At 47.1% G+C, this 25,423-nt stretch carries 22 protein-coding genes and 1 riboswitch; of the genes, 10 read left to right on the top strand and 12 right to left on the bottom strand.

Features of this window, described 5'->3' with window-relative positions; translation table 11 throughout:
- Positions 1–157 precede the first annotated feature (157 nt).
- Positions 158–323, bottom strand: a riboswitch (M-box (ykoK) riboswitch).
- Between the two features lie 320 nt (positions 324–643).
- Positions 644–1,024, top strand: a complete 381-nt coding sequence (locus FTX54_RS03420) for a fluoride efflux transporter FluC (RefSeq protein WP_147805085.1) — start codon at positions 644–646, stop codon at positions 1,022–1,024.
- A 2-nt stretch (positions 1,025–1,026) separates the two neighbouring features.
- Positions 1,027–1,410: a fluoride efflux transporter FluC gene (locus FTX54_RS03415; protein WP_147805039.1), complete on the top strand. Its 384-nt coding sequence runs from the start codon at positions 1,027–1,029 to the stop codon at positions 1,408–1,410.
- A 45-nt stretch (positions 1,411–1,455) separates the two neighbouring features.
- On the opposite strand, the gene murB is transcribed toward FTX54_RS03415, so the two are convergent.
- Entirely contained in the window at positions 1,456–2,376 is a 921-nt protein-coding gene (murB, locus tag FTX54_RS03410) for a UDP-N-acetylmuramate dehydrogenase (RefSeq protein ID WP_147805040.1), read from the bottom strand.
- A 482-nt stretch (positions 2,377–2,858) separates the two neighbouring features.
- Between murB and FTX54_RS03405 the strand changes: the two genes are divergently transcribed.
- From FTX54_RS03405 to FTX54_RS03395, 3 genes are read left to right on the top strand one after another with little or no spacing between them, the layout of a single operon-like run.
- Positions 2,859–4,094: an NAD-dependent epimerase/dehydratase family protein gene (locus tag FTX54_RS03405; protein ID WP_147805041.1), complete on the top strand. Its 1,236-nt coding sequence runs from the start codon at positions 2,859–2,861 to the stop codon at positions 4,092–4,094.
- 18 nt (positions 4,095–4,112) lie between these two features.
- Positions 4,113–5,246: a glycosyltransferase family 4 protein gene (locus FTX54_RS03400; RefSeq protein ID WP_147805042.1), complete on the top strand. Its 1,134-nt coding sequence runs from the start codon at positions 4,113–4,115 to the stop codon at positions 5,244–5,246.
- A gap of 1 nt (position 5,247) precedes the next feature.
- Positions 5,248–5,697, top strand: a complete 450-nt coding sequence (locus tag FTX54_RS03395; protein WP_147805043.1) for a GtrA family protein — start codon at positions 5,248–5,250, stop codon at positions 5,695–5,697.
- A gap of 154 nt (positions 5,698–5,851) precedes the next feature.
- Here FTX54_RS03395 and FTX54_RS03390 read toward each other — a convergent pair whose 3' ends face one another.
- The 6 genes from FTX54_RS03390 to FTX54_RS03365 form a co-directional block, all read right to left on the bottom strand.
- The gene (locus FTX54_RS03390; protein WP_187254665.1) at positions 5,852–6,700 is read right to left on the bottom strand and encodes a PepSY domain-containing protein; all 849 of its coding nucleotides are present in this window, start codon (positions 6,698–6,700) and stop codon (positions 5,852–5,854) included.
- Between the two features lie 94 nt (positions 6,701–6,794).
- Positions 6,795–7,502 (bottom strand): PepSY domain-containing protein, encoded by a 708-nt coding sequence (locus FTX54_RS03385; RefSeq protein WP_147805045.1) that lies wholly within the window; start codon positions 7,500–7,502, stop codon positions 6,795–6,797.
- Positions 7,495–8,865, bottom strand: a complete 1,371-nt coding sequence (locus tag FTX54_RS03380; protein ID WP_147805046.1) for a sensor histidine kinase — start codon at positions 8,863–8,865, stop codon at positions 7,495–7,497. The genes FTX54_RS03385 and FTX54_RS03380 overlap by 8 nt, the downstream gene beginning before the upstream one ends.
- On the bottom strand, positions 8,862–9,551 hold the full coding sequence (locus FTX54_RS03375; RefSeq protein WP_147805047.1) for a response regulator transcription factor: 690 nt from the start codon (positions 9,549–9,551) through the stop codon (positions 8,862–8,864). Before FTX54_RS03375 ends, FTX54_RS03380 begins: the two co-directional genes overlap by 4 nt.
- A 660-nt stretch (positions 9,552–10,211) precedes the next feature.
- Positions 10,212–13,286 (bottom strand): efflux RND transporter permease subunit, encoded by a 3,075-nt coding sequence (locus FTX54_RS03370; protein WP_147805048.1) that lies wholly within the window; start codon positions 13,284–13,286, stop codon positions 10,212–10,214.
- A gap of 67 nt (positions 13,287–13,353) precedes the next feature.
- On the bottom strand, positions 13,354–13,911 hold the full coding sequence (locus FTX54_RS03365) for a TetR/AcrR family transcriptional regulator (protein ID WP_147805049.1): 558 nt from the start codon (positions 13,909–13,911) through the stop codon (positions 13,354–13,356).
- Between the two features lie 188 nt (positions 13,912–14,099).
- On the opposite strand from FTX54_RS03365, the gene FTX54_RS03360 reads away from it, so the two are divergent.
- A complete protein-coding gene (locus tag FTX54_RS03360) occupies positions 14,100–14,945 on the top strand; it encodes a transporter substrate-binding domain-containing protein (RefSeq protein ID WP_147805050.1) in 846 nt (281 codons plus the stop codon).
- A gap of 285 nt (positions 14,946–15,230) precedes the next feature.
- Positions 15,231–15,914, top strand: a complete 684-nt coding sequence (locus tag FTX54_RS03355; protein WP_147805051.1) for an amino acid ABC transporter permease — start codon at positions 15,231–15,233, stop codon at positions 15,912–15,914.
- 188 nt (positions 15,915–16,102) lie between these two features.
- On the opposite strand, the gene FTX54_RS03350 is transcribed toward FTX54_RS03355, so the two are convergent.
- Together FTX54_RS03350 and FTX54_RS03345 are read right to left on the bottom strand one after the other, a co-directional pair.
- Positions 16,103–16,900: an SDR family oxidoreductase gene (locus FTX54_RS03350; protein ID WP_147805052.1), complete on the bottom strand. Its 798-nt coding sequence runs from the start codon at positions 16,898–16,900 to the stop codon at positions 16,103–16,105.
- Between the two features lie 144 nt (positions 16,901–17,044).
- Positions 17,045–17,977 carry a manganese-dependent inorganic pyrophosphatase gene (locus tag FTX54_RS03345; protein WP_147805053.1) on the bottom strand — a complete coding sequence of 311 codons (933 nt, stop codon included), beginning with the start codon at positions 17,975–17,977 and terminating at the stop codon, positions 17,045–17,047.
- A 740-nt stretch (positions 17,978–18,717) separates the two neighbouring features.
- Here FTX54_RS03345 and FTX54_RS03340 point away from each other — a divergent pair.
- The 3 genes from FTX54_RS03340 to FTX54_RS03330 all read left to right on the top strand — a co-directional run bounded on the left by FTX54_RS03340 (position 18,718) and on the right by FTX54_RS03330 (position 20,821).
- A complete protein-coding gene (locus FTX54_RS03340; protein ID WP_147805054.1) occupies positions 18,718–19,017 on the top strand; it encodes a hypothetical protein in 300 nt (99 codons plus the stop codon).
- A gap of 129 nt (positions 19,018–19,146) precedes the next feature.
- Complete coding sequence (locus FTX54_RS03335; RefSeq protein ID WP_147805086.1) at positions 19,147–19,842, top strand: class D sortase; 696 nt, start codon at positions 19,147–19,149, stop codon at positions 19,840–19,842.
- Positions 19,843–19,972: 130 nt separating this feature from the next.
- On the top strand, positions 19,973–20,821 hold the full coding sequence (locus FTX54_RS03330; protein WP_147805055.1) for a VOC family protein: 849 nt from the start codon (positions 19,973–19,975) through the stop codon (positions 20,819–20,821).
- Between the two features lie 99 nt (positions 20,822–20,920).
- On the opposite strand, the gene FTX54_RS03325 is transcribed toward FTX54_RS03330, so the two are convergent.
- The 3 genes from FTX54_RS03325 to metH form a co-directional block, all read right to left on the bottom strand.
- Positions 20,921–21,067, bottom strand: coding sequence for a hypothetical protein (locus FTX54_RS03325; RefSeq protein WP_187254666.1), 147 nt, complete (start codon positions 21,065–21,067; stop codon positions 20,921–20,923).
- 181 nt (positions 21,068–21,248) lie between these two features.
- Positions 21,249–21,659, bottom strand: a complete 411-nt coding sequence (locus FTX54_RS03320; RefSeq protein ID WP_246125707.1) for an RDD family protein — start codon at positions 21,657–21,659, stop codon at positions 21,249–21,251.
- 303 nt (positions 21,660–21,962) lie between these two features.
- Positions 21,963–25,412, bottom strand: coding sequence for a methionine synthase (metH, locus tag FTX54_RS03315; protein WP_147805057.1), 3,450 nt, complete (start codon positions 25,410–25,412; stop codon positions 21,963–21,965).
- Between the last annotated feature and the right edge of the window lie 11 nt (positions 25,413–25,423).

Below are 25,423 nucleotides of genomic sequence, written 5' to 3'. Positions count from 1 at the left end.
CCGGAGGTCTTCTCCACGGCAGAACTGCAGCGAAGTTCTTTATAATAATCAACAGCGAATGCTTAAACACAGCTTTCGATCAAAAAACGGCTGTCTTTGTCGGCTGAAAAAAGCACCCTCTGCAAATAGAGGGTGCTGGCATGCACACTGACAATAGGGTCCGCCTCCATTCGTAGAGCTTTAGCACTGTGCGGCATAGGACGAAGCCAGCTGCGTTAAGAACCACCTTATGTCGATAGTTCCTGTTGACCCATTGGCGTCTTTGGACGTTTTTGGGCAGCAGCATATCTCCTGCACAGGAGCCTCACCTAACGAGGTATATGTTTGATCACTGGAGAAACTTTAGCATGAGGACAATATTCTGTCAATAATGCTTCGCCGCCTGTTATACACGCCCTGGCAGCCTTTTCCGCAGGCGTCTCCACCCTGGCTCTGGTTTCTTACCTTTGTACCTTCTTGAATCAACCAGCAGGCTTTCTGCATTGGAAAATAAAAACGAAGCGGAGTTTTATACATGTATAAACAATAGACTTTAACACAGCTTTCCAGGAGTATTTCCAGCGCTGAAAAGCATGTTAAAATACGAGGGAAAGCTTTCCCATTGATTTATATACTGTAAAGAAAGGACTTCTGTTTAATGAATATTAAAAACTTAGCAGCGGTGGCAGCCGGCGGAGCTGCGGGTACTTATCTTCGCTTTGTAATCGGCCAGTCCATGTGGATCGGCACTTATCCGCTCGGCACCCTGGTCGTCAATATTGCCGGAAGCTTTCTTTTAGGCATACTCACCGGAAGTCTTCTCATGAAACCGGGCCGGACGTGGCTGAAAGCGGGACTTGGAGCAGGTTTCTGCGGAGGATTTACAACTATGTCCACCTTTGCCTCTGATACAGTACTTCTCGCAGCCGGCGAGGCTTCTCTCTTCCTGATTTATACGGCCGGTTCTATTTTTGGCGGCCTTGCTGCTGCTCTTCTTGGTTTCTTATTCAGTACTTTACTTACGAAAAAGAAAGGGGCGGTCTAATCATGACAATGCTGCTTCTTATGTTGTCAGGAGCCGCTGGAGCCGTCTCCAGATATATGCTTGGTTTACTGCTCACCAGACGGCTGACGGGGAAAGTCGTGCCATTACCTGCTCTCACCGTAAATATTCTCGGTTCTCTGGGACTCGGCATCTTTCTCGGTCTTTATTTTAAATCCATCCCCTTGGAAGGCGAAACGAGTCTCTGGTTCCTTACGACCGGCACTGGATTCTTCGGAGCGTTTACGACGTTTTCAACTTTCGCCGTTGAGGCTGTCTTGCTTTTAAAAAATAAGGATTGGATGCCTTTTCTGTGGTACACCGCCCTTACTATTGTCGGTTCTCTCACTGCTTTCATTTTCGGTTTTCTGGCGTTTTCCTCCAGCTGAACAGGCTTTCCCTTCGTTTAGGGAAAGCCTGTTTGTTATTTTCTGCTACTGTTTTTCTTCCCCCACTACTTTCGCTTCAAGTTCCAGCTCCACACCGAAATTTTCTTTCACCGTACGGCGCACGAGATCAATAGTCTGGAGGTAATCAGTCGCCGTCGCTTCTCCTTTATTAACAATGAAGCCGGCATGCTTGGTGGAAACTTCCGCGTCGCCAAATCCCTTACCCTGAAGACCGCTGTCCTGAATAAGCTTCCCCGCAAAGTGTCCTGGCGGGCGTTTGAATACACTCCCTACCGAAGGGTACTCCAGCGGCTGTTTCGATTCCCGCTGAAAAGTGAGTTCCTGCATCTTCCCCTTTATCGTTTCTTTTTCACCTGGAGCCAGCTGAAAAACGGCTTCCAGTACGATATATTTTTTCTTGCTGATAATACTCTGCCGGTAGCCGAGCTCGAGCTCATTTCTGTACAAAGTCATAATTTCGGCTTCCGGTGTCACAACAGTTACGTGGTCAATGACATCTTTCACCTCACCGCCATACGCTCCTGCATTCATTACCATCGCTCCGCCTATTGTGCCGGGGATGCCACAGGCAAATTCAAGACCGGTTAATTCGTAGGAAAGAGCGCATTCGGAAGCATCTTTAATGTTAGCCCCCCCCTGTGCGGTAACCGTCTTTCCTTCTACTTTAACAGAAGAAAGATTCTTGAAATGCATGACCAGGCCTCTGACTCCTCCGTCTCTTACGATTAAGTTTGACCCGTTTCCAAGCTGCATAAAAGGAAGCCCGTATTCTTTCTGGATCTTAACAATCTCCGCTGCCTGTTCATATGTTTTCGGCGTAACAAAAAGGTCAGCCGTACCACCCATTTTTGTCAGCGTATGTCTCGACATCGGTTCGTGCATGGAGACCAGATCCGTTCCGCATATATCTCTTAGTTTTTTGTATGCTTCCTCTATATTCATCATATATCCCTCATTATCCTAAAATTCCCGTCTTCCGGATAGTCTGCATTGTTCTTATTTTAAACAATTCCAGCAGTTTTGCAAACATCGTTCAGCAATAATGTCGTCATTTTTTTAGTTTGGTTACTACCCGCATCACATTTTCAAGCTCTCTGAACGCGATCCGCAGTCTTCTCTGCCCTGACCCCTGTGTTTACGAAAAGAAAAACAGGCTTCATGAAAAGCAGAAATGCTTCTTTCCGTGAAGAAAAACAAAGCGGCATTTTCTGCATGTATCAACAACAGACTTTAGTACAGCTTTTAAAAAAAATTTCTTTAACGGCGCCATTTTTTAAATATATTATTAATATTCATAGTATCAGTAGCCTTCTTATATAATAACAGTTAGAATGTAAAAAGCAGTATCCTGAAAAGAAGATCTTCCTATTTAAAGGACGCCTGTTTATAAGAATGAATTAAACCATCAGAAAAAGGATGTTATAGCAGTGAATTCAACCACAAAAAAAACGAAAAGCCAAAAGATATTTGTGCTTGGAGGAGACGGCTTCTGCGGTTGGCCGACAAGCCTTCATCTTTCCAATACAGGCTGTGAAGTAGTAATTGTTGATAATCTTTCGAGAAGAAATATCGACAATGAGCTGGAAGCTTCTTCCCTTACGCCTATTTATCCGATGAGTACAAGAATAGAAGCGTGGAAAGAGAAGACCGGCAGAACAATTACCTTTCACAGAATCGATATAGCAGAGGATTACGATGCTTTTCTTCAGTTGATAAAAGATGAAAAACCGGATGCCATGGTGCACTTTGCAGAGCAGCGTTCTGCTCCTTACTCTATGAAATCCCCCCGCCATAAAAGATATACGGTCGACAACAATATAAACGCGACGCACAATGTTCTTTGTGCAATTGTGGAATCCGGTCTCGATATTCACCTCGTGCATCTCGGTACGATGGGCGTTTATGGATATGGAACAGCCGGAATGAAAATTCCTGAAGGCTATCTTGACGTGGAAGTGACCACCGAACAGGGCACGCGCATCCCTCAGGAAATTCTCTACCCTACAAACCCGGGTTCCGTCTATCATATGACGAAGTCGCAGGATCAGCTCCTTTTTCAGTATTACAATAAAAATGACCGGCTTCGGATTACGGATCTTCATCAGGGAATCGTATGGGGGACGAACACAGCGGAAACTAAGCTTGATGACCGGCTGATTAACCGCTTTGACTATGACGGTGATTACGGGACTGTGCTCAACCGCTTTTTAATGCAGGCAGCGGTTGATTATCCGATCACCGTTCACGGGACCGGGGGCCAGACCCGCGCTTTCATCCATATCCAGGACACCGTCCGCTGTATAGAGATTGCGCTGAAACACAGTCCCGCCCCCGAAGATAAGGTTTTCATTTTTAATCAAATGACAGAAACCCACCGCATTAAGGACCTTGCCCACCTCGTCGCCGAACTGGCAGGCGGCGACGTAGCCTATGTGGACAATCCAAGAAAAGAAGCGGCAGAGAATGAGCTTCACGTCACGGAAGATCTTTTTCTTTCTAAAAAATTAAATCCGATTACGCTCAATAACGGTCTTCTTCAGGAAGTAACTAAAGTGGCAGAAAAATACGCCGGCCGTGCGGACAAAAGCAAAATCCCGGCTACGAGCACATGGACGGATGAGCAGCAGCCTGGTATACCGAAGCCGCTATCTCCAAGCAATTAGTGCAGGAGGTTTTTTCCTATGAAGATTGCGATCATTACTGAAACCTTTTATCCTTCTACAGACGGTATCGTTACAAGGCTTACTGCTTCCATCCGTTATCTGAAACAGCTCGGCCATGAAGTGCTGGTCATTGCTCCCGACCTTGGTGAAACGGAGTATGAAGGAACACCGATTTCAGGTATACCGGCTTTCCAATTCTTTTTTTACAAAGAAAAGAAATTTTCGCTTATTTCCCGAAAGGTGAAAACAGCACTGGAAGATTTCCAGCCGGACCTTGTCCACGTAGTCAACCCGGCACTTCTCGGAATAACCGGAATTTATTATACAAAAAAGCTCAAATTTCCATTGGTGGCCTCCTATCATACCCATGTGCCCAAATATGCCGAATATTACCGGGCTCCATTCATCAAACCGATTTTGTGGTGGTATTTCCGCACTCTCCATAACCGTGCCGAGGTGAATTTATGTACTTCGCAGACCGTTCTGGAAGAATTGAAGCAGCAGCAGTTCCGTAACGTACACCTGTGGATACGCGGTGTGGACACGGACCGCTTCCATCCGGGAAATTATTCACAGGAAATGCGGGAGCGTTTAACCAATGAGAAGACAGATAAAAAACTGCTTCTGTTTGTAGGAAGACTCGCTCCGGAAAAAGACATAGAAAAACTGCGGGCCGTTTTTGACCAGTCGGACGACTTTTGTCTGGCTATCGTAGGGGACGGACCCCACCGCTCCGTATTGGAAAATAAATTTTCCGGAACGGACACGGTGTTTACCGGCTTTCTGCACGGTGAAGAGCTTGCAGGCGCGTATGCTTCGGCAGATGCGTTCGTTTTCCCTTCCACTACGGAAACGCTCGGCCTTGTCCTTCTCGAAGCCATGGCTTCAGGCACTCCGGTTATTGCCGCGGACAGCGGCCCGACGAGAGAACAGGTGGAGCATGAGAAGACCGGCCTGCTCTATAATCCGGAAGTTGAGAATCATTTAGTAACTACGATTCTGCGTATCAAAGAGGAATCCTTTCGAACTTCTCTGGCTGAGCAGGCCTATTCAGAAAGCCAGTCAGTCGGCTGGGACGCACCGTCGCGCCAGCTGCTGGAATTTTATGAAGATACGGTATCTGCCTCCCGTTCTTCTTTAAAGCAGGTATAATATGGGGATTATTTACAGGTACAGAAAGGGCTTTTCCCAGCTCGGCCTGTACAGCATTGTCGGCGTCAGCTGTGCCCTGCTGGATATAGGAGTGCTGAATTTCCTGCTGTACCTTTTTCCGACAAGGAGTACTTTTCTGCTTGCACTGTTTAACACACTCGCCTACACTTCCGCCATTTTGAACAGCTATTACTGGAATTCCCGCTTCACTTTCCGTGTCAGAAAAACGAGGCGCCAGTTTGCTGCGTTTATCGGTCAGGCATTGATCAGTCTATTAATCGCCAATGGGGTTTTCCTCTTAGGCATCTGGATTTTCCCGCTTCTTTTCCCTTTCAGCGACTGGCTGAATACAAATATTGCTAAAGGATTTTCCATGTTTGCTTCTTCTTTAGCAAGTTTTTTCTTTATTAAATTTTTTGTGTTCACCCATAAAGGCGGGGTCCTGAAATAACCGGAAGCTTTGAAGCTCATTCATCGCAGAGTGGAAAAAGAGCTGTTCCGTAATAAAAACAATGAACATTAAAAGAGGCTGTCCCGATACTTCTTCGAGACAGTCTCCTTATACGTTCTTCCGGCTCGTTGTTTTGAGAATGCTTTTTTGTCAGCTAATCCTTATCCACGTAAAGGATCTCTCCAGTGTAAGCGTCAATATAAACTTCCACTTCGTTATCAGCGCCGTACTCCACTTCCACTTCAAACAGAAGCATCCCATCTTCATGCTCGAGTTCCATGTCATCGATATACCCGCCTCCGGCATAATCCATTGCAATCTCTTTCGCTTCGGCTGCGGTTATCTGTCCGGAAGAGTTGTCTTTATCATTCCCTTCTCTCTGTTCATCCCCGGCTGAACGCCTCTCATTCCCGCTGCCACTTCCGGCATCGGTATCAGCAAAAGCTGCAATATCGCTCTCAATGTGGAGAATCTCCCCGCTTTCAGCATCAATATAGACATCCCCGTCTTCATCGTTAATTTCCACTTCTATTTCATAAACCAGACGCCCGTCGTTCTTTTCCAGCTCGCTGTCATCAACTTTCCCTCCCGAAAAAGCAGCCAGTGCTGTTTTCTCTGCTTCTTCAAGACTTACTGCTGCCCCTGCCGATGCTTCCGTTCCAAGCAGGTCATCATCAATATTAACGACTTCTCCTGTATACGCATCGATATCGAAATCATAATCTTCTCCCTGATAATCCAGCTCCACTTCATACACAAGCCTGCCGTCTTCTGTATCCAGCTCCACCTCATCAAGCGTACCATCAATGACTGTCTGTGCTTGTTTCACTGCTTCCTCAGATGAAATTTGTTCTTCCCCGCTGTTTTCATCTGTCTGCTGATTCTGCGTGCTGTTTGTTTCTTCAAGATCTGCTGTCTGAACGTCATTACTGTTTCCTGCAGCATAAACTGATGTACCGCCGATCACTGCCACGACTGCGGCTGCGAGAATTGTTTTTTTCACCTTCACCCTCTCCTTTGCTTATTTGTTACTTTTACTATATCCGCACAGGATGAGAGCCGGATGAAAACAACATTAGAATTTGATGAGAGTTTATTTAATTATCGAGTTCCACTGAGAGCACTTCTCCGCTGTAGGCATCTATAACAATATCAGCATCTACGCCTGATGAATCATTCTCTATTTCAATTTCGTAAATGAGACGCCCTCCCTCTTCGTCAAGGTCAATATCATCAAGCGTGCCGGAGTGTTCACGCATAGCAATTTCCACTGCTTCCTCTTCGGTAAGAGGCTCAATCGGCGTCTCGTCTTCCAGCGTATATACCTGCACGGAACCGTTCACTGCATCCAGTTCCATCCTTCCATTCTGGCTGTCCAGTGAAAATTCCACTTCGTAAACCGAGCCCCCTTCCCTTTCATCAAGCCGGATATCCACTATTTCTGCCTCTCCGGATGTTTCTTCTGATACAATCGTTTCGATTTCCCCCGCCTGAAGGTACTCTGGTTCTTCTGCTGCCGGCTGCTCACCGGATAAAACTTCCGTCTGTTCAATGGAGAGGACCTCCCCGTTCTGCGCATCAACTTCCACCATGTAAATTCCTGCATCCGTCTCCATTCGGGCAGTAAAAATTCCATCGGTCTGCGTAATCGAGGAAATCTCACTCTGGTAGCGGCTTTCAAGCATGGCGGTAACGTCTTCTCCGGTTGTCTCTTCCTCCTCGTTAAAAACAAATAAAAGTATCGTCACGGCGGCCGCTGCTGCCATGCAAAAAGTTAAAAAAATGAAAATAAACTTCTTACTCACCTTCTCCACCTGCTTTCCTGTAAAAAGGGAAGGAAACCGTAAAGGTTGTGCCGAGACCGACCACACTTTCAGCCTGAATTTCTCCCCCGTGAGAAGAAGCAATACTTTCAGCTATAGCAAGCCCCAGTCCTGTCCCGCCTTTTTCCCTTTCCCGCGCTTTGTCCACCCGGTAAAACCGTTCAAAAATATGCGGAAGATCTTCGGGGGCGATTCCGACACCCCGGTCAGTAACCGAGGCAAGAACGGAATCATCTTTCTGCTTCACCGCAACACGGACTGCTTCGCTGCTGTATTTCAACGCGTTTTCTATCAACAGATAAGCCAGCTGCTTCAGCTGAAGTTCATTGCCATACACAAACGATCCGGGTTCTGCCTGTATTTCGATTTCCCTTTCACGTGTCCTGCCCAGCTGTACGGATACCTTTTCAAACACAGGGGAAAGGTCAATACTCTCCTTTTCCAAAGCGCTGTTTTCTCCCGCCGCCAGGGCAAGCATCTGTTCAGTCATTTCTCTCATACGTTCTGCTTCGGAGGAGATCGCTTCCACTGATTCTTCAAATACTTCAGGCCGTTCACTCCCCCTTCGTTTTAACAGCTGGGCATAGCTGCCGATAACGGTCAGAGGCGTTTTAAGTTCATGGGAAGCATCGGAAACAAACTGCTGCTGTTTTTCGTAATTGGCTTTCAGCAGATCCATCATATGATTGAAGGTCCGTCCCATTTCCGCCAGTTCATCTTTACCGTTGTTTTTCAGTTCTATTTTTTTAAATGTGCCTTCTGCTTCGATTTGTTTCATTGTAGCAACGAGGGCTTTGATCGGCCTGAGGACAAAATTACTCAATGATCTTGCTGCCAGAAAGGAAGGAAGAAGAACAGCCAGTGAAGCAAAAATTAAGGCGATTCTCAAAGTCTGCATCGTCTGCTCATACATATCCAGGGGTTCCACGACCTCGAGGGTGACCACTGCTCCTCCTTCCCATAAAAGAGGCACCCGGGCCGATGCATACCTCTCTCCTTCGAAAATGAAAGATTCTGCCGATTCGGATTGAGCTTCAGCTTCGAATACGGGGATCAGAGACAGCCGCGTATTTTGGGAAGTAACGGATAGCTGAGTACTGCCATCAGGTGCAATTATACGCACCATCCCTTCCCCCGAAACATAAGATTCAAAATAGGAGACCGGATCTTCTCCCGGCTGCGAACTGACAGCTTCCGTGACTGTCCGCCCCTGCTGGAGGGTACGATCCAGCTCACCCTGCAGCATATTATGCTGAAACACAAAATAAATTCCGGCATTGACTAACAGGAGAAGCAGGAAAAGCATTCCTGTTGAGAAAAGCGTAATCCTCCGGGAAAGGTTCATCTGCTTTTCTCCTTCAGTACATAACCCGTCCCCCGAACAGTATGAAGATAAGAGGAAGCGAACGGCTTGTCCAATTTTTGACGCAGGTAGCGGATATAAACATCAACCACATTCGTTTCTCCGGCATAATCAAACCCCCATACCCTGTCCATCAGCTGTTCCCGGGAAAGTACGTGATACGGATGTTCCAGAAAGCAGACAAGCAGGTCATACTCTCTTGGAGTGAGCTCCAGCAGGTGGTCGCCACGGTAAGCCTCCCTTCTGGAAAGGTTTAATTTTATATCCTTAAACACAAGTTCTTCTTCTGCAACAGCAGGTTTGCCCTTCCGGCGAAGGAGCACCCTAACTCGGGCAAGCAGTTCTTCCATATCGAAAGGTTTGGTTACGTAATCGTCTGCCCCCTGATCAAGTCCGGTTACTTTATCCACAGTGGTGCCTCTTGCGGTTAGCATCATTACCGCATCGTCCGTTCCTTTCCTGCGGATGCGGCGAAGCAGCTCCATGCCGCTCAGCCCCGGAAGCATCACATCAAGTATATATAAATCGTAGCCCGTTTCCTGAATCATTCCCCACGCTTCCAACCCATCGTGAACCACGGAAGGCTGGTAACCTTCATATTCCAGCTCAAGCTGCAGTACCCGCGCTATTTTTGCTTCATCTTCTACTATCAATATTTTTTCACTCAAAACCAATCTCCCCCCGACCTGTTAAATTGACGTTATTATACTAAGGAATACGCACGATTGCCAGCAGAGTTACAAAATCCTCTCGTTAAAACATCTCATAACCTCCCAGAAATCTGCTTCTATGGACAGACAAAAGCGTCATGACAAAAATCCTGTCATGACGCAATATTTTTGAAAGCAGCTCCCGCTCTGTCTTTTTTACCAAAATCTGGAGTGGACATGGGGCGACTCCGGGGCGATCTAGGACGAGCCCCACTCCGCCCGACCGCAGGGAGGAAGGGATTAGCTGAGGCAGGCCCGCCCGGAAAGCGTCCCCTTGGAAACGAAAGCGAACTTTTATAGCTTATCTACATTATTTTCAAGGCAGCCTTATTAAAAAAGCGTATACGGCTTTTCTGACTTCGATGCCATTTAAAATTGTATGCAATAAATGGACTAATGTTATTAGGCCCTGTTCTACTTTTCTTATCATAGGAATGGAAGCTGAGCTGCGTAAAGCCTTGCTCTTCAATAGAAAGTAATTAGCTGAGCCAGGTCCGTCCACACAGCTTCCCTGTGGAAATAAAGACTGCTGATCACTGAAGCGAAAACTGGATAATAATGTTCACCCCCCAGTCAGATCTGTTTATCCTTCTAATGTTTGTATAACTTCATGAAGCATTATTTTCTTTTCTTCTCAAAGCTTTGTGCAAAAGCTGTGTACAGCGCAGGTACGATAATAACTGTCAGCAGAGCGGAAAATATCAACCCTGCGATAATGGAAATCGCCAGCGGCTCAAACAGTACATCCCCGCTGAGTGCTACAGGCGTCAATGCTCCAATGGCCGTAAATGCCGTCAGCAGGATCGGACGCAGTCTGACGCGCCCCGCTTCTATGACTGCTTCGTGCAGTCCCATTCCTTCCCGTCGGCGCTGCTTGATAAATTCGAGCAGGACAATCGAGTTGCGGACGACTATTCCCGCAAGTGATACGATACCAAGCAGTGCCGTAAACCCGAGTCCGGTCTGGGTGACAAAGAGCCCCACAATAGCACCGGAAGCTGCAATATGCACAGTTGATAAAACGAGTAACGGAATGGTCAGCGAGTAAAACTGTATTGCAATAACGATATAAATCAGGAATAACACGAGCACGAATAATGTTGCCAACTCTAAAATGAAATCGGTACGCGCTTCTTCCTCTCCTCCAACGCTGATTGAATAATCATCGGATACAGAAGAACGTACATCGTCTGCAATATCATCTATTCGGGCATCCAGTTCCTCCTGCTCATTATCACCGGGGAAAACCCTGACAGTTACTGTACGGACTCCTTCATCCCGGATGATCTGCGGAATTTCTTCCGTTGCTTCCTCTGTTACGAGAGTGTCGAGAGTCAACAGTTCCGGAGGCCCTTCCTCACCCGCTTCACTTGGGATTTCAATCGAAGACAGGTCAATATCTTCTCCCGGCGCAATCCGGTCGAGTGTCAGCTGTAAATCGATCGTTTCCTCCGCTGTACGGAAAGTCATCAGCGGAAGTCCTTCGGTTCTAAGACCGATTTGTTCACTGATCGTGCTGAGCGTTAAATTGTTTTCTTCAAGTGCTTCCCTGTCCGGTTCATAAACAACCGTCGGCCTTCTGGGACCAAGGTCATCGAGCACGGTGCCGCTCTCCGGAATTTCCGAAATCTGCTCCTGCAGTTCCTCACTGATATTCATCAGCTCTTCGACTTCCGGGCCCTGCAGCGTTATCGCAATCGGTGCCCCAACCGGCGGTCCCGCTTCAATCGTCGTCAGTTCAATTTCCGCTTCCGGAAATTCCTCCTGAAGCGGATCTGTCCAGCGGGAGATCGTTTCTTCCGCAGACTGCGATTCCCTTTCCACCCGCAGCAGAAGATTGCCCGTTTCATCTCCAGTATTGGTCATCCCCTGACCGAAGATCGGCGGGAGCCCCTGTCCGGCATAAACGGCTGTTTCGTATACGTTGCTGTCCTCTTCCAGCACGTAATCCCGCATCTCTGTAAGGGTCTCTTCTGTTGCTTCCAGCGTTGTTCCGGCCGGCATTCTAACTTCAACTGTTACTTCGTCACGATCTGTATTAGGAAAAAACTCAACAGGAATAAACGGAATCAATCCATAAAGAGCTGTCGTAAACACAAGACCGCTTATTGCCACTTTCCATGGATGGCGGACGACACGGCGCAGGATAGAATCACTGTACCAGTCTGCCAGCTGATTAAACTGCTTTCCGAGAAGGCCGTCCCTTTCTTTGAATTTCCTCTTACGGGCCAGCTGTTTGCGGCGTCTCCAGCTAAGGAAAATAGGGACGAATGTCAGCGCCACCACGGTAGAAGCGAGGATCGTCGTTATAAGGACGGCTGGGAGCGCCCGGATAAAGTCGCCGTTCCCCCCCGATATAAAGACGAGTGGAAGGAAAGTAAAAACGATCGTCAACGTGGAAACGATGATCGAGACACGGACTTCTCTTGTCCCTTCCAGAGCCCCGGCCTGCGGATCCCATCCTCCTCTGTATTTATTGCGTATATTATCACCAACTACGATCGCATCATCTACTAGAATACCCAAGGCCACGATAAGACCGATAATCGAGATCTGATTTAAATCAACGTTTGCAAATGGCAGCGGAATCAGCCCGATAAACACCGAAACCGGAATCGCGACCGCTACAATCACAGCTGAGGACACGTTCAGTCCCAGCAGCGTAACGACAATGACCGACAGGGCAGCGAGTGCAAAGGAAAGGGAAAGATCGCCGAATATTTCTTCTACAATGGTCTGCTGGGTATAAAACAGATCCAGCTCCACTCCTTCAGGAAGTTCCTCTGCCAGTGTGCTCATTTCATTATCTACTTCTGTGTGAAGCTGCGGGATGCTTTCTCCTCTTTCCGGAATGACGGTGAAGGATAAAGCAGGCTGTTCTTCAAATGTAATGCGGTCTTCCGGTGTTTCCAGATCCACCCCGACCTCCGCAACATCTTCTAAGTAAATAGTTTCTCCGTCAAATGACTGTCCGATAAATATAGATTCAATCTCTTCCGAGGAAGCGATCGTCGTAAGTTCCAGCTGCACATTTTCGTCAGCGGCTTCCTGGATACCGAGGGGCTGGGTCTGCAGTTCTCCTTCGATTCCTTCGATAACATCGGGTACCTGAAGCCCGCTCTCAAAAAGCTCTTCGGAATCAATATTAATCAGCAGCTGCTGATCCGGGAAGCCTTTCACATTCGTACGGTTCACTCCCGGAATCGCTTCAATCTCCCCCTGCCATTCGTGGATCGTTTCTCTAAGTTCGTATAATTCATCATACGAGTTCCCAAGAAGGTGGTAACTGGAAAGCCCCCCCAGTCCTTCCTCCTGGGAAAAGTCAGGCGAGGCCTGATCCGGAAGAGATTCTGTCGTATCGTTAATTGCCTGTTCTATTTCATTGAAAACAGCATTCGTATTGGTCCCGTCCTCCAGCTCTATCGTAATATTCGAGAATCCGGAGGTAGAGACGGAATTGACTGCTGCAATTCCTTCGATGCCTTCCACTGCATTTTCCAGCGGGACAGTTACCTGCTGTTCTACTTCTTCCGGAGCGCCTCCAGGGTACGGGGTGGAAATATTGCCGATATCAAACGATATTTCCGGAACTTCGCGCTGCGGAAGCTGAAACAGGGTCAGCACTCCTAAAATAATGAGAATAAAGACAAACATAACGGTAATTTTCGGACGGTTGATAACCTTATCAAACATAGCCTTTCCCCTGCCTTTCTGGATGCATTACTAATGTGACATTTGTGTCACTTTTATATAAAAATAATCAGCCTTTTAAGCCGTCATTTATTAATAGATATACTTCCTTGACCCAGTCTTCCTGAGAAGCGTGGTGCATAGGTATCTGCACAGCAGCCATGACAAGTCCGACGAGAGTGTCCATATGTACGTCTGTGCGGACCTCTCCTTTTTCCTGTTCTGCTGTAAGTATAATTTTAATTTTAACTTTCATTTCCTGAAGCATGCGGAACATTTCTTTTACGCTCTCTTCAACCTTTGCTGAGGCTTTTTTGTCAATATAAGGCATGACCTGCATCATCTGGTGAATGTTGGCATAGTTGCCCCACAGTTCAATCATGCTGCGGACGGGATCTTCTTTTTCCGAAAGCCGGTCCATTTTTGTAACTACCTGTTTAAGCAGATGCACCATAAAGGCGGTGATCAGTTCCTCTTTTTTCGGATAATAATTATAGATGGTGCTCCGGGCTACTCCAAGTCTTTCAGAAAGAGCTTTAAAATGAAAGCCGGCATATCCGGACTCTAAAATAAGCTTTTCAGTTTCCTGAAATAACTGCACTTCGTCAATTGTTTTTGCTCGTCCCATAAACGTACTCCTTTAGTCAGGCTGGCTGACTTTCTGTACCCCATTTTCACTAAGTTGTAACGCAATGCAGACAGATTTTTTTGAGTTTTCCAACAAAACCTGTAAGATTGCCTTGCAGCAGTAAGTCATGCTATGTTTTGTATATTGTCTTAATTAAGAACCATTTACCTTGGGGGGGAATTGTAACAATGAAAGCATTTAAAATCAGTGCAGCAGCCGGCCTGTTCGCCGTGCTGGCAGCATGCGGCAGCAATACAGAAGAAAGTTCATCTGCATGGGACACCATTGAAGAAGAAGGCGTCCTGACAGTGGCAACTTCCGGTACTCTTTATCCTACCTCTTTTCATGAGGAAGAGACAAATGATTTGACCGGATTTGAGGTGGAAGTAGCAAAAGAAGCTGCGGAAAGACTTGATCTGGAAGTGGAATTTTCTGAAATGGGTTTTGACGGCATGCTGACTTCCATAAACAACGGACAGGTCGATCTGGCAGTTAACGATATCGATGTTAATCCACAGCGGGAGGAAGATTTTCTATTTACTGATCCTTATAAATTTTCCTATGGAAGCATGGTTGTCCGCGAAGACGACCTTTCCGGAATTGAAACCCTCGATGATCTGGAAGGAAAAAGAGCGGGCGGCGCTGCGACTACCATCTACATGCAGATATCCGAGCATTACGGCGCAGAAGGAGTCACTTATGAAAATGTAACAAATGATACGTACCTGCGCGATGTAGAAAACGGACGGACGGACACAGTACTGAACGATTATTACCTGCAGACACTCGCCGTGGAAGCTCTCCCGGAAATTGATGTGACGATCCATCCGGACATCTTTTATCATCCAAACAACCAGGCTATGATCATGGATCAGGAAAACACAGAGCTGCGCGACAACTTGAATGAAGCGCTGACTGAAATGCACGAAGACGGAACGATCACGGAGCTATCCGAACAATTTTTTGGAGGTCAGGACGTTTCTGAAGAACCGGACGTGGAATTTTCCGACGACGAAACATTTACGTTTGAGTAAGGGATAGAAGCGTTATTTCTCAACTGTGAAGCCGGCCTTCCTCCGCGGAGGAAACCGGCTTTCTTATCGTTTGTATTCCATAAATAAATTCAGACTGCCTGAATAGAGTTCTTAATTATGACGCTTTGCTATAAATTAAAGCTGCGTTATAGTCTGTTGTTGATAACTATAGAAAACTCCTCTTCAGCTCTGCCGTGGAGGAGCTTTCCGGTTGGGCTGCGGCTCTTGTAACAAAAACTTTCTAACATCAATGAAACGTATTATCAAAAGAAAGGAGAAATACCAATGAGTAACATTCAGTGGGAACATATCTTTGATATACGGCTTGCTGTTGACTCGCTGCCCTATATTCTGACAGGGCTCGGACTCACGCTGCTTATTTCCCTCGTCAGCATGGCTATCGGTTTAATTATCAGCCTCTTCCTCGCTATTGGGAGAGCTTCAAGTAAGTCATGGCTGCGATGGCCTTCCCGTATTTATATTTCTTTCATGCGCGGCGTTCCCATCTTAATTATTCTCTTCCTGCTTTACTTTGGATTCCCATTTATTGGAATCGAATTTGCCGCTGTCACCGCTGCAATTATAGGCTTCAGTCTGAACAGCGCAGCCTATATGGCAGAAATCAACCGCTCTGCTATTGCTGCTGTGCCCCGTGGACAGTGGGAATCGGCCCGCTCTCTCGGGTTTTCCTATCCGAAAATGATGGGACGCATTATCCTGCCTCAGGCTTCGAGAATTGCTGTCCCGCCTCTCGCAAATATTCTGCTGGACTTGATTAAAGCTTCCTCGCTGGCCGCGATGATTACTGTCCCGGAGATATTCCAGCTTTCCAGAACGGTAGCCGGCAGAGAAATGGATTATATGACGATGTTTATTCTCGTCGCACTAATCTACTGGGGCGTTTGCACAGTCATGACTGTTTTTCAAAATTTCCTGGAAAAACGCTACGAGAAATTTGGGAGCATGTAAAAAACTCAGCTTCTCAAGGTATACTAGTTGATCAAATGAATTAAAAAAGTGTGCTTCTTCACCTGCATGCACCAGTGTCCCGGTATTTTTGATCAGCCGCTGCACCAGCAGAAAGCTGCATGTGACGATACCATTCAATTAAGGGAGCCTTCCACTAAAATAAAGGCTGTCGTTCCCGGAGAGAAAACTTAAATATTTTCGCCGGGGCTGTCTCTATTTAAAAAGCCCCCTTCAGAATGAAGCACCTGCCCTGTAATCCAGGCCCCCGCGTCACTGACAAGAAAGGCTACCGCTTCTGCCGCATCCTCAGGACGTCCGATTCTTCCTCCCGGGAACAGCGGTGTCAATTCCTGCTGAATCTCCTCCGTCATCCATCCGGTATCAGTCGGTCCGGGATTTACCGCGTTTATCGTGACGTTTCTTTTCGCCAGCTGTGCAGAAATCGAGTGCACGAGTGTTTCTGCGGCGGATTTTGTCACCACATAAGATATTTCTTCAGGCATCTGTCCCCTGGACCAGCCTGTAGCTATATTAATGATGCGTCCGCTTCTGTTCCTGTCTAAATGGTGCAGAAATTCCTGAATAAGCAGCGTAACAGCGCGGACGTTGATTTCGTAGTGACGATCGAGAGAGGCTGCAGTCACGGTTTTTATATTATCATTTACGGAATGAGCGGCATTATTAATCAGGATGTCCGGGGTACGACCAAAATGGTTTTTCACTTCAGCAAATAAAAGCGGGATATTATCAGGCTTTGACAGATCCAGTTCCTTTGAAAAAGCCTCTTTCCCGAAAGAAGTTACCGCTTGAAAAGTCTGTGCCGGTCCTTCTTTTTCCTTTCCCCACGGCATCGTTTCATCATATTCATGCCAGTACGTAAAAGCAATGTCGGCCCCCTCGGAAGCGAGCTTTTTGCATACAGCCGCGCCGAGTCCTTTTGTGCGTCCCACTCCGGTAACAAGAGCGAGTTTTCCTGCTGATTTCATCTTTTCCCTCCTAAAAAAGGTGCTTCCTCCGAAACGAAGGAGCACCTTTGTATTTGCTGGTCTATCTTTAAAGACGTTGTAAAAAATCTTATACCTGTTTTTAAAGAAACAGCTTTTCGTACATCATACTGCCTGCACCTGTTTTTAAGAGAGGGCGTTTGTTAACGGCGGTACGATTTGTTTTTTGCGGGAGACTACTCCTTCGAGCACCGCCTCATGGTTCTCCAGCTTTACATTAAAGGCACTGTGAACCGCTGCTTCCTGCTCTCCGGATGTAAGGAGAACGGAATCGTTGGAAAGAATATCGGTTACGGCAAGTGCAAACAGACCGTAGCCGTTGCTGTCCACTTCCTGCTGCATCGATTTCAGCACCTCGTCTTTTCGGCTGAGAACGTCATCCGCGTCTACAACATTTACCTGGGCAACCTTTACAGTGTGACTGCCCATCGTGAATTCTTTTGCATCCATTGTGAGAAGCTGCTCAACCGATTTACTGCTCATGTCAGCTCCCGCTTTCAACATTTCCAGGCCGTATTCTTCAAGATTAATATCTGCTTTCTCAGCGAGTTCCTTCGCTGCCTGCACATCTTCTTCCGTACAGGTAGGTGATTTGAACAGAAGAGAATCCGAAACAATGGAAGAAACCATTAAGCCAGCCATTTTCTTGCTGACGTTGATCCCGTTTTCTTTATAAAGCTTGTTTAGAATCGTTGCCGTGCAGCCTACAGGCTCAGCCCGGAAATAGAGAGGCCCTTCCGTTTCAAAGTTAGCAATCCGGTGGTGATCGATGACTTCAAGAATCTGAACGTCTTTAATATCGTCAGCACTCTGCTGAAATTCATTGTGGTCAACGAGAATCACTTTGTCTGTTTCGTTCGATACGGTGTCGACCCTCCGCGGTGCTTCAGCATGAAAATAATCGAGTGCATACTGCGTTTCTGCACCAACTTCTCCGAGCCGGACAGCTTCTGCCTCTTCTCCAAGCTGATTTTTCAAATCTGCGTATACCAGTGCAGAACAAATCGTATCGGTATCCGGGCTTTTGTGACCGAACACAAGAATTTTATTTTCACTCATATTTACCGCTCCTTTAATTCAATATTATATCCCGTCCCATTTTATCATGAGGGGGGAAAACGTTCCAGCTCCTGCTGGAATTAACCGGCTTCATTTCAGAAAAGAATGACCGTTCCTCAGAGTGTGGATTTAGTGAAAAAAGAGGTATATTTATTTTTTTATTTGTATTTTCTCCTTCGCTTACCGGCGGAAGCTTGCCGTGGGGCTTGTCTTCAGCTATTTCCCCTGCCTCCAGGGCAGGGGAAATGATCTTCAGACTGCGCTTATATCCCACTGGCGTCTCCGCCGGACCCTTCGGAGAAAATAGGGGTTTTCAGGAGCGACAGCAGTGTTCTATCTTTGCTTTCGTAAGACAACCCTTTATCCATGGGGCTGTTGGAGCCGGATGGTCGACTCCTGGAGGACATAGAACGATTCGAAGATCCACCTGCCAAAGGCAGGTTAGCTGAGAGAGTTCCCTCCGGAAAGCGACCATGTAAGGTGGAAACAGCCCCATGGATAAAAATACAGAAAAAATACTTTTTCAACAGCCTGGTTCCTGCACATTCTTTCCTGGACTTTCAGATATCCTCTTTTCTCAAAATGGCCGAATTCTTTCGCCATTTGTGATAACAATCACTTATATATTTTCAGCATTTTTACAATTTATGGTTTTCTCTTTCCTATAAGCGGGAAGCGGAATACGAGTGGACATGGATAAAAATACGTAAGATGGAAAAACAACGAGGAGAACGCTTACCATGATGTCGTTAAGTCCGTTTTTACTGTTTGGCCTTTCTTTTGCTTCAGCATCAGCGGACAGCCACGATGATGGTATGAATAACAACAACGCAGACAACAATAACAACTACATCAATAATAATGACAACAACGCTTATAACAATTATAATAATAATAACGACAATTGGAATAACTACAATGAAAATGAAGGTAACGAACTGCCTGCTCCTTCTACTGCATACTTGGCAGCACCTTTTCTCGGAAGGCTCTTTGATTCAGCCGGTGCTTTCATGCTTATGAGAAAAAAGGCAGTGGTCTGACTTCATTTTATCGATCAACATCCCTGCTCCCTCTGGTAACCGCTGCCTTTTTCCACAGGGAGAAAGGTTTTCCCGGGGAAGCGGCGGAGTTTTTTCCTTGAAGAAAGGAGGTTGAAAGTCTTGAGAAAAATGCTGGCATCCGTATTAATAGCAGCCGGAGTAATTATTGCCGGGGTTAATGGTTATAACTGGATATCGCAGGCCTCTTCCGGCGAAGAAATGACTGCTGACGACCTCATGACCGTTTCTGCGGAAAATAATGTGCCTGACATGGCCACAGAAGAGAATAATCAGCAGCAGGAAGAAATGCCGGATAGTTCAAAAGAGGTCCCGGAAGAAGAGGAAGCAGAAAATGACGTAAAAGAAGAACCTGCAGAACCGCCGGAACCGCGCAGCTATGACGAGTACGAAAAAGGCGAAGAAATTGGTACTCTGCTTATCCCGGACATCGATATGAAATATCCGATTTACTGGGGTACGGATGAAGATACTCTTACTCAAGGCGTTGGTTACCACGAAGGTGACTATACTACTCCTCCTGACAGCATGAAGCACACTGTCCTTTCCGGGCACCGGGACACCGTTTTCCGCGAACTCGGCGACCTGGAAGACGGTGCGAAAATGTATGTGCAGTTTGAAGACGTACAGTATGAGTATGAAATTCAAAAAACGTGGATTACAGACGCCGAAGATCGAACCGTTATCGTGAGTAAAGATGAACCTGTTTTAACGTTAACGACCTGCTACCCGTTCAACTTTATCGGCGCTGCTCCAGACCGTTATATTATTGAAGCTCCGTTAACAAATGTAACCGAAATTGAATAGCTCTTTCGAACCGGCTGCTGGAATATTCCAGCAGCCGGTTTCCGTTTTTCTTCTTCTGCAAACAGGTGGCACTTCCCTATCCACTAACTTATAATAAGTATATAACTTATTTTCGCAAGGAGGCTTTCTCATGACGTTTCACTCACCACCTGCTCTCTATGTTTCTGAAGCCGCACTGAAAGTAAAGGATTTGGAAACGACAACAGCTTTTTATGAAAAAACACTCGGCTTTTCAGTATTGCAGTATTCTTCGAATAAAGCTGTCCTCACAGCTGATGGAAGTACGCCGCTTCTCACCCTTCATTCCTCCCCCTTTTATAATAAACCTGCCCGTTCCCGTACAGGGCTTTTTCATATTGCCTTTTTACTGCCGGACCGGGCCTCGCTCGGAGGTATTCTTCAGCGCCTCCTCGAAAATAACTATCCTTTGCAGGGAGCATCTGACCATCATGTAAGTGAGGCTCTCTATCTCGCTGATCCGGAGGGGAATGGTCTTGAACTTTATTGTGACCGTCCTGCAGAGAACTGGAAATGGGAAAACGGGAAAGTTGCTATGGTGACAGAACCGCTGGATGCGGAAAGTCTGCTGAGGGACGCCGTGCCCTTCACAAAAATGCCTCCTAATACCATTCTCGGTCATATTCATCTGCAGGTAAATCATTTAAATGAAGCCAGATCTTTTTATAAAGAAGGACTGGAGTTTAACGAAACGGCACATCTTGGCAGTCATGCTTCCTTTTTATCCTCTGGAGGATATCATCATCATCTCGCTGTGAACACATGGGGAGGCACCAGTACTTTACCACTTGGGCAGGAAGAAACCGGATTAAAGCACTTTACCATTGTCTATCCCGATCGGGAGGTACGTTCCCTCGTCGTAAACAAACTGCGCCGAAAAGAGATGAAAGTGACAACGGAAGAGAATTTGGTCTATGTAACAGATCCTGCCGGCATTCAATCCGTACTGGCCGTGAAGTAAATGATATGGTCAGCTCCCCTTTCGAATGTTTCGTGAAGACTCATAATTTCAAACTGCAGTAAAAGGCGGCCCCATACCGGGACCGCCTTTTACCTGCATTCATATCAGCTGCGTAATGAAAATAAAAGCAGCTGCGATTAACACAACAGTTACAATTGTCTTCAGCAGACACCCTATTCCACGCATAAACAGCGGGAAGAACAGCACAATAATAACTACGAGTACGATCAGCGTGAGTGGATCCAAAGATAGACCCTCCTTTTTTGATAGTTTTCCGATTGTTTTCTTAACTGCGTGACGGCTGAAGGTCCAGCCCTCAATCATATTTAACCGCATCTTCGGAGACTCCATCTGTGCTAATGCCCGTAAAATGATAGCATTGTTTTGGGGCGGCGGTTTTTTTCGGAATGTCCAACGTTAAGAAAGTCTATGGTTTATTATACGTCACATACGTCCCCGCGATAAGATCGTGAAGGGCCCGCTTGTCTTTTCGCAGTGCGACCATGAAAACGGAGACGACAAAGGCAATACCAAACGAAATTCCATAAATCAATCCTGTCACTACATATCGAAGCAGCATCGTTCCAATTGTGACACTGGAATTATCTTTTTTTACGATACGAACCCTGACCATGCGCTTTCCGAAGGTATATCCACTCCAAAGAACAGGCACTAATACAAAATACATAATTGTGAAGATACTTTCACCTGTCTGTACCGTTTGATTCGATGTATCCAGCGCAAAAAGAAAAACGGTTAAAGATACAACAGCGCCTATAAGTATGGCATCAAGCAGGAAACCTACAAGCCGGATCCAAAAACCACCAGGATTTGACAATATTGTTCACCTCAATCATAGATAGATTTAGTTCATACTTAGAATCATGTACCCTAATAGGTTTACTTGTAAAACTTTCTCTCGTACCAATCGCCGCAGCCGGTCCGACACAGACTGTTCCGGGAAATGATAATAAGAAATATATTGAATTGAGTAAAAGGGCTTCCAGAGCTTAAAAGGAGCTGTCCCATAAGGATAAGAGCACGGCTTCGCACGGCCAAAAGCCTGTTAGACACATCCCCGTCTAACAGGCTTTTTAACGCCTTGTCCGGCTCCGCACGTGCTGTGCCAGTCTTCCTGTCATCAGACGCTGAAGTATCGGCCTTCCGGGTGGGCAAATACCATCGCGGTAACACTTGCTTCCGGTTCCATCATGTAGCCGTCGGTCAGCTCCATCCCAATCGTCCCCGGCTGGATCAGATTAAACAGTTTTTCCTGGTCTTCCAGATTCGGACAGGCAGGATACCCGAAGGACACTCTTACTCCCTGATATTTTGCCGAGAAACGTTCCTGCATCGTGAAATCCGGAGAATCCGGAAATCCCCATTTATCACGCATCATCTGGTGGACTCGCTCCGCAAAGCCTTCTGCAAGCTCCAGAGCTGCTGCCTGAATCAAATGACTGTCCATGTAATCCCCTGCTTCTTTGGATGCTTCGGCCAAGTCACGAACGCCTTTACCGGCTGTCACAGCGAGGAACCCGACGTGATCCATGACCCCGCTCTCTTTCGAACGCAGAAAGTCTGCAAGACAGAGATAAGGTGGTTTCTGCTGTCGGGGGAACGTAAAGGTTTCCAGCACACGATCCGTATCGACCGGATCATACACAATGACAGAATCACCGTCCGACTGGGCAGGGAAAAACTGATACATGCCGTGACCCTGAAGCAGCTGTTCCTTGTCTGCCTTCTCTAAAAAGTCGTCTACGCGCTGCTTTAACTCTTCCGTTTTTTCGTCTTTTCGGTCGAGCTTCCGTTTCACATTTCCCTGGAGTCCAAGATGGGAGCCGAGGAGCGTCTGCATGTTCACATACGGATAAAGGTGGGTCAGTTTGTAATCCCGGAGAATGTGCGGCTTGTAATCTTCCGGCACGTAAAGCGGAGCATCCTGTGCCACATCGGACACGGGAACTTCCATTGTCGCTGTTGCGGTCTGGGATTGTTTTTTCTCCAGTTCCTCCGCTGCCCGCTGCTGAGCTTTTTCCTGCTTATCCACCGTCGCCTGAGCCAGTTCCTGCCGTTCTGCCGGCTTCGCAAGCTTATTGGCAATATCCAGCCCGTTCATCGCATCTTTCGCATAGAGAACCATGCCTTCGTACTCTCTGGCTATTTTCGTATCGGTGAAGCGGCGTGTTAAGGCAGCCCCGCCTACAAGAATCGGAATGTTAATCCCTCTTTCCCGGAGATCATTGGCGGTTATCACCATTTGCTGCGTCGATTTAACGAGCAGTCCGGAGAGGCCGACCATATCCGGGTCCTCTTTTTCGATAGCTGATATCAATTCATTTGGAGCTACTTTGATTCCCAGATTCACAATCGAAAATCCGTTGTTTTTCAGGATGATCTCGACGAGGTTTTTGCCGATATCATGGACGTCTCCTTTAACGGTGGCGAGAATCACTTTCCCTTTGCCCCTGTCATCTTTCTTTTCTTCCATGTGGGGTTCAAGGTGGGCAACGGCAGCCTTCATGGCTTCGGCACTCTGGAGCACTTCGGCCACGATCAGCTCGTTATCGTTAAACAGTTTACCAACTTTGTCCATTCCGGTCATGAGCGGCCCGTTAATAATATCGAGCGGAGCATCGTATGCTTTCAGCGCTTTATCGAGATCTGCATAAAGGCCTTCTTTCGTTCCTTCGACGATATAGCCTGCCAGCCTCTCCTCCAGAGTCATCGTAGCCTGGGCCTGCTCCGCTTTTGGCTTCTTCTTCCGGTAAAAAGCAGTGAATGTGGCCAGTGTCTCGTCGTTGGTATCAAACAGCAGTTCATCGGCAAGGGTTTTTTCTTCTTCAGATACCGAACCGTACCGCTCCAGTTTTTCCGTATTTACAATTGCATAGTCGAGACCTGCACGCGTGCAGTGATAAGTAAAAGCCGCGTTCAGTACTTCGCGTCCGAGCGGCGGCAGACCGAAAGAAACATTACTCACACCAAGAATTGTTAAACATTCCGGTAGATCTTCCTTGATGAGGCGGATTCCCTGGACGGTCGCTTCCGCCGAACCGATATACTGTTCATCCCCGGTTCCTACAGGAAAGACGAGCGGATCAAAAATAATGTCTTTCGCAGGAATGCCATACTTTTCTGTCAGCAGTTTATGGGAACGGCGCGCAATATCGAGCTTGCGCTGAGCGGTGACTCCCATGCCCTCTTCGTCAATCGTTCCTACGACAAGCGCCGCCCCGTAACGCCTTGCCAGAGGGGCAACAGCTTCAAAACGCTCTTCCCCGTCTTCGAGATTGACCGAGTTAATAATCGCTTTTCCCTGGGAGTAGGTGAGTGCTTTTTCAATCACGTGCTCATCCGTCGAATCGATCATGAGCGGCACTTTCACTTTGTTAATGACCTGCTTAAGGAAATTTTCCATATCTTCCATTTCATCACGGTCCGGGTCCGCCAGACACGCATCAATAACGTGGGCCCCTTTTTTCACCTGGGCCCGTGCAATTTCTGATGCTTCCTCGAACTTCTCTTCAGCGATGAGACGCTTGAATTTTTTGGAACCGATAACATTCGTTCTCTCCCCTACCATGAGCGGACGCATCGATTCATCATAGATCAGCGGCTCAATACCCGATACGACGTGCGGGTGATCCTTCTGAAGCTTACGTGGTTCATAGCCCTGGAGGGTTTCTGCCATGACGCGGATGTGTTCCGGGGTCGTTCCACAGCAGCCTCCGACGACATTCAGCCAGCCTTTTTCGGCAAACCCTTCCAATTTCTGTGCAAGCATAGCTGGTGATTCGTGGTAGTGGCCTTCTTCGTCCGGAAGCCCCGCGTTCGGGTAACAGTGGACGTAAGTCGTCGAAAGATCGGACAATGAGCGGAGGTGATCCTGCATGAATTCAGGCCCCGTTGCACAGTTAAGTCCGACAACCGTAGGCTTCATATGTTCAAGGGAAATATAAAATGCCTCGATACTCTGTCCGGCAAGGGTTGTCCCCATCGGTTCAATCGTTCCGGAAATAATAAGAGGCATCCGCTTTCCGGACTCCGTTTCCGCCCGTTCAATCGCTGTGTAAGCCGCTTTGACGTTACGCATGTCCTGGCTCGTTTCCATTAAAAGCAGATCGGCCCCTCCATCGACGAGGCCCCTGACCTGCTCATAGTACGTATCGGCGAGCTCTTCAAATGTGGTACCCCCTGTAACAGAAAGAGATTTTGTCGTCGGACCCATCGCTCCTGCAACGAAGCGGGGCTTTTCCGGTGTGGAAAATTTCTTTGCTTCTTCCGCTGCAATTTCCGCGGCGCGGACGTTGATTTCATATGCTTCGTCCTGAAGATCATAATCGGCAAGAACAATGGAGGTTGCCCCGAACGTATTTGTTTCAATAATATCGGACCCGGCCTCCAGATAAGCCCGGTATATAGTTCGTATTACATCCGGAGAGACGAGGTTCAGGTATTCATTACACCCGTCATATTCCTCTCCACCGAAATCTTCCGGAGAGAGATCTGCGTCCTGCAGCATCGTCCCCATCGCTCCATCGAGCAGCAGGATACGGGACTGCAGTTCTTTTTCAAATAATGTCATGCTCGTTTTCC

Origin of the sequence: Alkalicoccus halolimnae (genome assembly GCF_008014775.2) — a bacterium.
In the GTDB taxonomy this organism is placed as follows: domain Bacteria; phylum Bacillota; class Bacilli; order Bacillales; family Salisediminibacteriaceae; genus Alkalicoccus; species Alkalicoccus halolimnae.
This window is presented reverse-complemented; position numbering and strand designations above follow the sequence as displayed.

What these genes read in the sequence shown, in the direction of transcription:
- FTX54_RS03415 (WP_147805039.1), top strand. Translation starts at nt 1,027, where the DNA reads ATGACAATGCTGCTTCTTATGTTGTCAGGAGCCGCTGGAGCCGTCTCC.
- murB (WP_147805040.1), bottom strand. Translation starts at nt 2,376, where the DNA reads ATGATGAATATAGAGGAAGCATACAAAAAACTAAGAGATATATGCGGA.
- FTX54_RS03400 (WP_147805042.1), top strand. Translation starts at nt 4,113, where the DNA reads ATGAAGATTGCGATCATTACTGAAACCTTTTATCCTTCTACAGACGGT.
- FTX54_RS03395 (WP_147805043.1), top strand. Translation starts at nt 5,248, where the DNA reads ATGGGGATTATTTACAGGTACAGAAAGGGCTTTTCCCAGCTCGGCCTG.
- FTX54_RS03380 (WP_147805046.1), bottom strand. Translation starts at nt 8,865, where the DNA reads ATGAACCTTTCCCGGAGGATTACGCTTTTCTCAACAGGAATGCTTTTC.
- FTX54_RS03370 (WP_147805048.1), bottom strand. Translation starts at nt 13,286, where the DNA reads ATGTTTGATAAGGTTATCAACCGTCCGAAAATTACCGTTATGTTTGTC.
- FTX54_RS03365 (WP_147805049.1), bottom strand. Translation starts at nt 13,911, where the DNA reads ATGGGACGAGCAAAAACAATTGACGAAGTGCAGTTATTTCAGGAAACT.
- FTX54_RS03360 (WP_147805050.1), top strand. Translation starts at nt 14,100, where the DNA reads ATGAAAGCATTTAAAATCAGTGCAGCAGCCGGCCTGTTCGCCGTGCTG.
- FTX54_RS03355 (WP_147805051.1), top strand. Translation starts at nt 15,231, where the DNA reads ATGAGTAACATTCAGTGGGAACATATCTTTGATATACGGCTTGCTGTT.
- FTX54_RS03350 (WP_147805052.1), bottom strand. Translation starts at nt 16,900, where the DNA reads ATGAAATCAGCAGGAAAACTCGCTCTTGTTACCGGAGTGGGACGCACA.
- FTX54_RS03345 (WP_147805053.1), bottom strand. Translation starts at nt 17,977, where the DNA reads ATGAGTGAAAATAAAATTCTTGTGTTCGGTCACAAAAGCCCGGATACC.
- FTX54_RS03340 (WP_147805054.1), top strand. Translation starts at nt 18,718, where the DNA reads ATGATGTCGTTAAGTCCGTTTTTACTGTTTGGCCTTTCTTTTGCTTCA.
- FTX54_RS03335 (WP_147805086.1), top strand. Translation starts at nt 19,147, where the DNA reads ATGCTGGCATCCGTATTAATAGCAGCCGGAGTAATTATTGCCGGGGTT.
- FTX54_RS03330 (WP_147805055.1), top strand. Translation starts at nt 19,973, where the DNA reads ATGACGTTTCACTCACCACCTGCTCTCTATGTTTCTGAAGCCGCACTG.
- metH (WP_147805057.1), bottom strand. Translation starts at nt 25,412, where the DNA reads ATGACATTATTTGAAAAAGAACTGCAGTCCCGTATCCTGCTGCTCGAT.